6 protein-coding genes, 1 tRNA gene and 1 pseudogene are annotated in these 7,122 nt (G+C 62.1%); 5 read left to right on the top strand and 3 right to left on the bottom strand.

The annotated features are described in order from the left end of the window. Window positions 1-331: 331 nt before the first annotated feature. On the bottom strand, window positions 332-1,288 hold the full coding sequence (locus EOA86_RS15540; RefSeq protein ID WP_128342431.1) for an N-formylglutamate amidohydrolase: 957 nt from the start codon (window positions 1,286-1,288) through the stop codon (window positions 332-334). 146 nt (window positions 1,289-1,434) lie between these two features. On the opposite strand from EOA86_RS15540, the gene EOA86_RS15545 reads away from it, so the two are divergent. Next, window positions 1,435-1,797: a response regulator gene (locus tag EOA86_RS15545; protein ID WP_006199474.1), complete on the top strand. Its 363-nt coding sequence runs from the start codon at window positions 1,435-1,437 to the stop codon at window positions 1,795-1,797. A gap of 118 nt (window positions 1,798-1,915) precedes the next feature. After that, window positions 1,916-1,990 (top strand) — tRNA-Val (locus EOA86_RS15550). A 214-nt stretch (window positions 1,991-2,204) separates the two neighbouring features. Here EOA86_RS15550 and EOA86_RS15555 read toward each other — a convergent pair. Together EOA86_RS15555 and EOA86_RS15560 are read right to left on the bottom strand one after the other, a co-directional pair. After that, window positions 2,205-3,167 (bottom strand): GDP-L-fucose synthase, encoded by a 963-nt coding sequence (locus tag EOA86_RS15555; RefSeq protein WP_128342433.1) that lies wholly within the window; start codon window positions 3,165-3,167, stop codon window positions 2,205-2,207. Between the two features lie 144 nt (window positions 3,168-3,311). After that, window positions 3,312-4,466 (bottom strand): dihydrodipicolinate synthase family protein, encoded by a 1,155-nt coding sequence (locus EOA86_RS15560; RefSeq protein WP_127209003.1) that lies wholly within the window; start codon window positions 4,464-4,466, stop codon window positions 3,312-3,314. Window positions 4,467-4,704: 238 nt separating this feature from the next. Here EOA86_RS15560 and EOA86_RS15565 point away from each other — a divergent pair, with 238 nt between their 5' ends. The 3 genes and pseudogenes from EOA86_RS15565 to EOA86_RS15575 all read left to right on the top strand — a co-directional run. Beyond that, a complete protein-coding gene (locus EOA86_RS15565) occupies window positions 4,705-5,748 on the top strand; it encodes a LacI family DNA-binding transcriptional regulator (RefSeq protein ID WP_128342435.1) in 1,044 nt (347 codons plus the stop codon). Next, window positions 5,745-6,761: a Gfo/Idh/MocA family oxidoreductase gene (locus EOA86_RS15570; protein WP_127209005.1), complete on the top strand. Its 1,017-nt coding sequence runs from the start codon at window positions 5,745-5,747 to the stop codon at window positions 6,759-6,761. Before EOA86_RS15565 ends, EOA86_RS15570 begins: the two co-directional genes overlap by 4 nt. Then, window positions 6,758-7,122: pseudogene (locus tag EOA86_RS15575) on the top strand (acyl CoA:acetate/3-ketoacid CoA transferase); the annotation flags it as partial. The gene EOA86_RS15570 and the pseudogene EOA86_RS15575, both read left to right, overlap by 4 nt.

Below are 7,122 nucleotides of genomic sequence, written 5' to 3' on the forward strand. Positions count from 1 at the left end.
TTTTACGCATCGACAACTGTTGCTCGAATGCAACGCTAGCGCCCTCGATATCCAATTTCCACATCATAGTGAATTAAAAACGCCGGTCGACGGCTTGACATTTGTGCATCGCACAATAGATTTGTTCTCGGACAGGCTTTCCTGTCCATGCCCTCCTTGGGCGTTTCCTCCCTAGACTTCGACCGTGTCGTGCAAACGATGCGGTCTTTTTTTCGGCGCGGCATCCAGCGGATCGCGCGCCTTTCCGACCCGCATACCGATGCCTTTATCTGGCGCAAGACCTATTATTTGGCCCAGAATTCCCATGTAAAATCGATTCCGATGCTTGGCATCATTCGGCGGCAAGCGGCAGATCGATAAAATTGTGGTCGGGCATCGCCATCAGGTCGGCCGAGAATTGCGCCAGATCATCGGCGAGCGCATCGAAGCCGGCGGATTTCTGGAACGTCCGCTCGTTCATGTAAAGCCCGCGATTGACCTCGATCTGCAGTGCATGGAGATGGCGCACGGGGCGGCCATAATGCTCGGTGATGAAGCCTCCGGCATAGGGTTTGTTGTAGGCGACGGTGTAGCCCATGCCGATCAGCAGGCCGATCGCCGTCTCGGTCAACGCTGCCGAGGCGGAGATGCCGAAACGATCGCCGACGATGAAGTCGGGTCTGACACCGCTGTCGCCGACCCTGATGCTCGCCGGCATCGAGTGGCAATCGATCAGCACGGCAAAGCCGAACCGCGCATGGGTCCTGGTCAAAAGCCGTTTTAGCGTCTCGTGATAAGGCTTGTAGACAGCCTCGATGCGCGCGACTGCTTCCGCCAGCGGCAGGCGGCCGGCATAGATTTCGAGCCCCTCCCCCACCAGCTTGGGCACCGTGCCAAGCCCGCCGGCTACGCGCGCCGAGCGGATGTTGCAGAACGACGGCACCGGTTCGGCGAACATGCGCGGATCGAGTTCCCACGGCTCCCGGTTGACATCGAGATAGGCGCGCGGGAAGTTTGCCGCCAGCATCGGCGCGCCGAGCGCGACGGCGCCGCCGAACAATTCGTCGACGTAGCAATCTTCGGAGCGGCGGATGGCGTTTCGATCCAGCCTTGCCATCGCCAGGAACCGGTCCGGATAGTGACGGCCGCTATGCGGTGAGTTGAAGAGGAAGGGGACGCGCTGTTCGGCGCCCGACCGGATTTCGAAGGGGGGAACGACCGAAAAATCCTCGGCTGCCGTTTTCAATTTGAACGAATCCGGAAACACCAATGCATCATGATTGGAAAAGTGCCACCTCGCCGGCCGCATGTCCAGCGTTTCGGCGTCCGGACCGCTTTGTTAAAGGCCGATCGGGCCTTTATCGTTCACTTGATGTTTACCCTCACCTCCTCATATACAGGATGGTTAACGGGCTGCCCACGGCGGTCTCGGGCGGGTGATTCGGACAGGATAAGATGGCACGCATTCTACTGGCGGAAGACGACGATGACATGCGCCGGTTCCTCGTCAAGGCGCTGGAGCGTGCCGGCTACCAGGTCAGCGATTTCGACAATGGCGCCAGCGCCTATGAGCGGCTGCGCGAAGAGCCCTTCTCGCTGCTCTTGACCGATATCGTCATGCCGGAGATGGACGGCATAGAACTCGCCCGCCGCGCCACCGAGATCGATCCCGACCTCAAGGTCATGTTTATCACCGGCTTCGCCGCCGTTGCGCTCAATCCGGATTCCAAGGCGCCGAAAGACGCCAAGGTGCTGTCGAAGCCGTTCCATCTGCGCGACCTCGTCAACGAGGTCGAAAAGATGCTGCAGGCGGCCTGACGCGCTTTCCGCTGCCGGCTTTCGGCGCGTCTCCAACGGCGCGGCAAGGCGAGCCGTTCTTTCCCTTTTCCTCCTATTGACGCGCCGTGGCAAAAATGGTGTATGCGCGGCTTCGGATGGGCGTGTAGCTCAGCGGGAGAGCACTGCATTGACATTGCAGGGGTCACAGGTTCAATCCCTGTCACGCCCACCATCCAGACAATCCACCGTCTCTCGTGCCCCGTAGATTTCCTCGTCTTGCGGGCATTTCTAGGCTGGGCGGCGTGTGCCGCATTTTCGAGAATGCCAAATCGGACGCCTTGATTTTTTAGCCCAGCCAATGCTTCGGCGAGCGATTTTGCAATGGCCATGGCCAACAGACCGCCCAAACCGTCATGTCTGCTGGCAGCAACCAGCGTCGATTGAGATCAGGCCGCGCCGAGGCGGAGATCGCCCGTCTCAATATGCCGGAGAAACCAGGCATAGGTCTGCTCCAATCCGCTCTGAAGCGAGTATCGCGGACGCCAGCCCGTGGCAAACAGGCGCGACACGTCCATCAGCTTGCGCGGTGTGCCGTCCGGCTTCGTCGCATCGAATGTGAGCACCGCCTCGGCGCCGACGACGGACAGCATGGTGCGGGCCAGCTCGGCGATGGTGATGTCTTCGCCCGAGCCGACATTGACGTGGCTGTCGCCGGAATAGTTTTTCAGCAGCCAGACCAGAGCGTCGGCGGCGTCGTCGACATGCAGGAACTCGCGCATCGGCGTGCCAGATCCCCAGACCTCCAGGGTTTTGTCGCCGGCGCGCTTGGCCTTGTGCGCCTTGCGCATAAGGGCTGGTACGACATGGCTGGTGGAGAGGTCGAAATTGTCGCCGGGGCCATAGAGGTTGGTTGGCATCGCCGAGATGTACTCGACACCGTATTGGCGCCGATAGGCCTGGCACAGCTTCAGCCCGGCGATCTTGGCGATCGCATACCATTCGTTGGTGGGTTCCAGCGGACCGGTCAGCAAGGCGTCCTCGGAGATCGGCTGCGCCGCAAATTTCGGATAGATGCAGGACGAACCGAGGAACAGTAATTTCTGCACCTCGTTGCGAAAGGCGCTCTCGATGACATTGGTCTGCATGATGAGATTGTCCTGCAGAAAATCGACCGGCAACCTGTTGTTTGCCAGGATACCGCCGACCTTGGCCGCTGCCATCACCACCGCATCGGGCCTGTGGCCAGCCATCCAGCGCCGAACGCCGGCCTGATCCATGAGATCGAGTTCATCGCGGGATGCGGTCAGGACCTCGCAGTCCTCGTCCGCCAGCCTGCGCAGGATGGCCGAGCCGACCATGCCGCGATGCCCGGCTACGAAAATGCGCTTGCCGTGAAGGTCGAAATCCATTGGCGTATCCCTATGCAGAACGGCTGCTGTGACCAACGGGCGTCGGCGCGCCGGATGGTCCTGCCCTCGGACGCATACCGCATACAGATTTGCCCGGACAAGGCAAATCGGAGACTTGGACGAACTCTTCTTGTGGTATGGCGGTCAGACACCCGCCACGGCGCACAGGCTCTTCATTCTTGCGACGGCAAGCTCCGGGTCGGCCAGCAATCCGGCCTGGTCGGCAAGGCGGAACACATCGGCGTAGTGGCAAATACCGCGCGCCGATTGCATGCCGCCGACCATCGAAAAATGGTCCTGGTGGCCGTTCAGCCACGCCATAAAGACGATACCGGCCTTGTAGTACTCGGTCGGCGCCTCGAAGATTTTCCTCGACAGAGGGACTGTCGGCGCCATCAGCGCGTCATAGCCGGCGCGGTCGCCGTCGGCCAGCCTCGCCAGCGCGGCATTGGCGACCGGCGCGATGGCGTCGAAAATCCCGAGCAGCGCGTGCGAATGTCTTTCGCCATCGCCGGCGATCAGCTCGGGGTAGTTGAAATCGTCGCCGGTGAACATGACGACCCCTTCAGGCAGCCGGTTGCGCAGGGCAACCTCTTTGCCGGCATCGAGCAGCGATATCTTGATCCCCTCGACCCTGCCGGCGTGGCTTTCGATGACGGCGATCACCGTGTCGAGCGCGGTGTCGAAATCAGGGCTGCCCCAATAACCCTTCAGCGCCGGATCGAACATGTCGCCCAGCCAGTGCAGGATGACCTTGCCTGACGATTGAGACAGGATGCGGTCATAGACGCTGATATAATCGTCGGGACCCTTGGCGACAGCCGCCAGCGCGCGGCTGGCCATCATGATCGCCTTGCCGCCCAGGCCTTCGATGAAACCGAACTGCTCTTCATAGGCCGCGATGACATCGTCGAGCGTCCTGGCGGTGCCTGGCGCCAGATGGTCTGTTCCGGCACCCGACGCGAGATCGGCGCCGTCTATGGTTCGCGCCTCGGCGGTCGAGCGGCGGATCAATTCCCTGGCGCTTGTCCAGTCGAAACCCATGCCCCGCTGTGCGGTATCCATCGCCTCGGCGATACGAAAGCCGAGCCGCCACAGATGATGGCGGAACGCCATCGTGCGCTCCCAGTCGACCGCTGGATGAGACCACGGATCGTTCATCGCGAGGGGGTCGGCAACGACATGGGCGGCGGCATAGGCGATGCGCGAAAACCGCGCGCCGATCACCGGCTGTGCCGGCTGGCCGACAAGGCGGTAGCGAGTGCCGCGACCGCCGTCCCCGGGCAAGGCAATGTCCATCGATCTCTCCCTTGATCGCACCTATAAATGGAACGTTCCAATAAATCAACCTTCTACGATTTCTCAATCCACCGTCGCCAAAAATGCTGCACTGCAGCGAGAGAAGGCCCAAAAAGTGGCCTTTAACTGCTGAGAACTCGTTTTTCTGAATTCGGGAAAATCCTGATTGACTCAAATCCAGCCCGGAATTAGAACGTTCCAATAATCTGACCAGAAAATACCCGGAGGACGGATCTGGATGGCCAGCAGGCCCAAGGCGACGATACTCGACATTGCCCGCGAGGCGGGCGTGTCCAAGTCGACGGTGTCGCTCGTGCTGCAGGGCAGCGATCTGATCCGGCCTGAAACCGCGCTGAAGGTCCGTAAGGCGATCGAGGATGTCGGCTATGTCTACAACCGCGGTGCCGCCAATCTGCGCAAGGCCCATTCCAACGTCATCGGCATGGTCATCAACGATCTCACCAACCCGTTTTTCGCCGAAATGGCGGTCGGCATGGAGCGTGTCTTCCAGTCGGCGGGCATCGTGCCGTTCATCGCCAACACGGCGGAGAACCCGGTGCGCCAGGAAGAAGTGCTGAAATCGCTGATGGAGCAAGGTGTCGCCGGGCTGATCGTGTCGCCGGCGCGAGGCACGACTCCCGGTGCGTTCCGCCGCATCGAGATGGCGGGCCTTCCGATCGTCTTCACCATGCGCCGCCTTCCCGAAAGCCGCATCCCGGTGATCGCGCCCGACAATCATCGCGGCGCCTGGCTCGCCACCGCCCATCTGATCGGCAAAGGGCATCGCCGGCTGGCGTTCTTCGGCGGCTCATCGGACCTGGTGGTCTATCACGAGCGGCTGGGCGGTTTTCGCGAAGCCTGTGAGGCGCTCGGCATCGCCAAACGCGATACACTTGTCGTTGAAGGCGAAACCAGCCGCAAGGGCGGCATTGCCTGCCTGGAAACAGCTCTCGCGATGGCCGAGCCGTCGACCGCGGCGCTGTGCTTCAACGATGCGGTCGCCTTCGGCGTCATGCTGGCGCTGCGCAAGCGCGGCCTCGAGCCCGGCGCGGATTTCGCCGTCGTGGGCTTCGACGACGTGATCGAAGCCCAGCATTACATGCCGGCGCTGACCAGCGTCGCGGTGGATTCGGCAGGCCTGGGCGAGCGCGCTGCCCACGTCATGCTGAAGATGATCCAGTCGCGCACCACGCGCGCCGAGGATCATATCGGCGCCGTCAACCTTGTCATCAGGGACAGTTGCGGTCCTGATCGCCGTGCTGGAATGGGAGACGCGGCATGACCGTCAAATGGGGACTGATCGGCGCAAGCACGATCGCCAGGCAATTCATGATCAGCGCCATCCGCGCGCAACCGAACAGCGAGATCGCGGCGGTGATGAGTTCCAGCCCGGAGCGCGCCACTTCCTATGCCAAGGAGAACGGCATTCCGCTTGCCGTCTCGACGCTCGATGAATTACTCGGCTCCGACATCGACGCCGTCTACATCTCGACCACCAACGAACTGCATCTCGAACAGGCACTAGCCGCCATCAGGGCGGGAAAACATGTGCTGTGCGAAAAGCCGTTGGCGCTGACCAGCGCCGATGCGCGCGCAATGGTCGCCGCCGCCAAAGCGGCCGGCATCGTGCTCGGCACCAACCACCATCTGCGTAATGCCGGCTCGCACCGGGCGATGCGCGAAGCCATCGCCGCCGGCCGCATCGGCAGACCGATTGCCGCGCGCGTCTTCCACTCCGTCTATCTGCCGGAGAATCTGCAGGGCTGGCGTATCACCAGGCCGGAAGCCGGCGGCGGCGTGGTGCTCGACATTACGGTGCACGACGCCGATACGCTGCGCTTCGTGCTCGGCGACGATCCGCTCGAGGTTTCGGCGTTCACCCAGGCCGCAGGCATGGCCGCCGGCGGCCTGGAGGACGGCGCCATGTGCATCTGGCGCTTCAAATCGGGCGTCATCGCCCAATCGCATGAGGGTTTCACTACCAAATTCGCCGGCACCGGCTTCGAGGTGCATGGCAGCGAAGGCTCCCTGATCGCGAAGGATGTGATGACGCAGAAGCCGATCGGCTCTGTGCTGCTGCGCACGGCAAAGGGCGAGGAGGAATTGAGCTTCGACCGCGAAGATCTCTATGTCCGTTCCCTGCGCCAGTTCCATGCGGCGATGCGTGGCGAAGGCCAGCCGTCGGCCACCGGCGAGGACGGCGTCTGGTCGCTGACATCAGCCGAAGCGGCGTTGCAATCCGCCAAGTCCGGCAAATCAGCCGCGATCGATCCGAAACTCGGGGGCGCAGGGTGAGCAAGCTCGTGTCCGCAGCGCAAGCCGCCAGCCTGATCAGGGACGGCATGGTCGTTTCGGTGTCGTCGTCGAGCGGTCTCGGCTGCCCGGATGCGGTCCTTGCCGCCATCGGCGAGCGTTTCGAGACAGAAGGCCATCCGAAGAACATCACGACGCTGCACCCGATTGCCGCCGGCGACATGTACGGCATCAAGGGAATCGACCATCTGGCCAAGCCCGGCCTGTTGAGGCGGACGCTGTGCGGCTCCTATCCCTCCGGCCCGTCATCTTCGGAGCCGCCGCAGATCTGGAAGATGATCGGCGGCAATTCGGTCGCCGCCTACAACGTGCCATCCGGCATATTGTTCGACATGCATCGCGA

Source organism: Mesorhizobium sp. M5C.F.Ca.IN.020.32.2.1 (assembly GCF_004023105.1).
Classification (GTDB): domain Bacteria; phylum Pseudomonadota; class Alphaproteobacteria; order Rhizobiales; family Rhizobiaceae; genus Mesorhizobium; species Mesorhizobium wenxiniae.

What these genes read in the sequence shown, in the direction of transcription:
- EOA86_RS15570 (WP_127209005.1), top strand. Translation starts at nt 5,745, where the DNA reads ATGACCGTCAAATGGGGACTGATCGGCGCAAGCACGATCGCCAGGCAA.
- EOA86_RS15545 (WP_006199474.1), top strand. Translation starts at nt 1,435, where the DNA reads ATGGCACGCATTCTACTGGCGGAAGACGACGATGACATGCGCCGGTTC.
- EOA86_RS15540 (WP_128342431.1), bottom strand. Translation starts at nt 1,288, where the DNA reads ATGCGGCCGGCGAGGTGGCACTTTTCCAATCATGATGCATTGGTGTTT.
- EOA86_RS15555 (WP_128342433.1), bottom strand. Translation starts at nt 3,167, where the DNA reads ATGGATTTCGACCTTCACGGCAAGCGCATTTTCGTAGCCGGGCATCGC.
- EOA86_RS15565 (WP_128342435.1), top strand. Translation starts at nt 4,705, where the DNA reads ATGGCCAGCAGGCCCAAGGCGACGATACTCGACATTGCCCGCGAGGCG.
- EOA86_RS15560 (WP_127209003.1), bottom strand. Translation starts at nt 4,466, where the DNA reads ATGGACATTGCCTTGCCCGGGGACGGCGGTCGCGGCACTCGCTACCGC.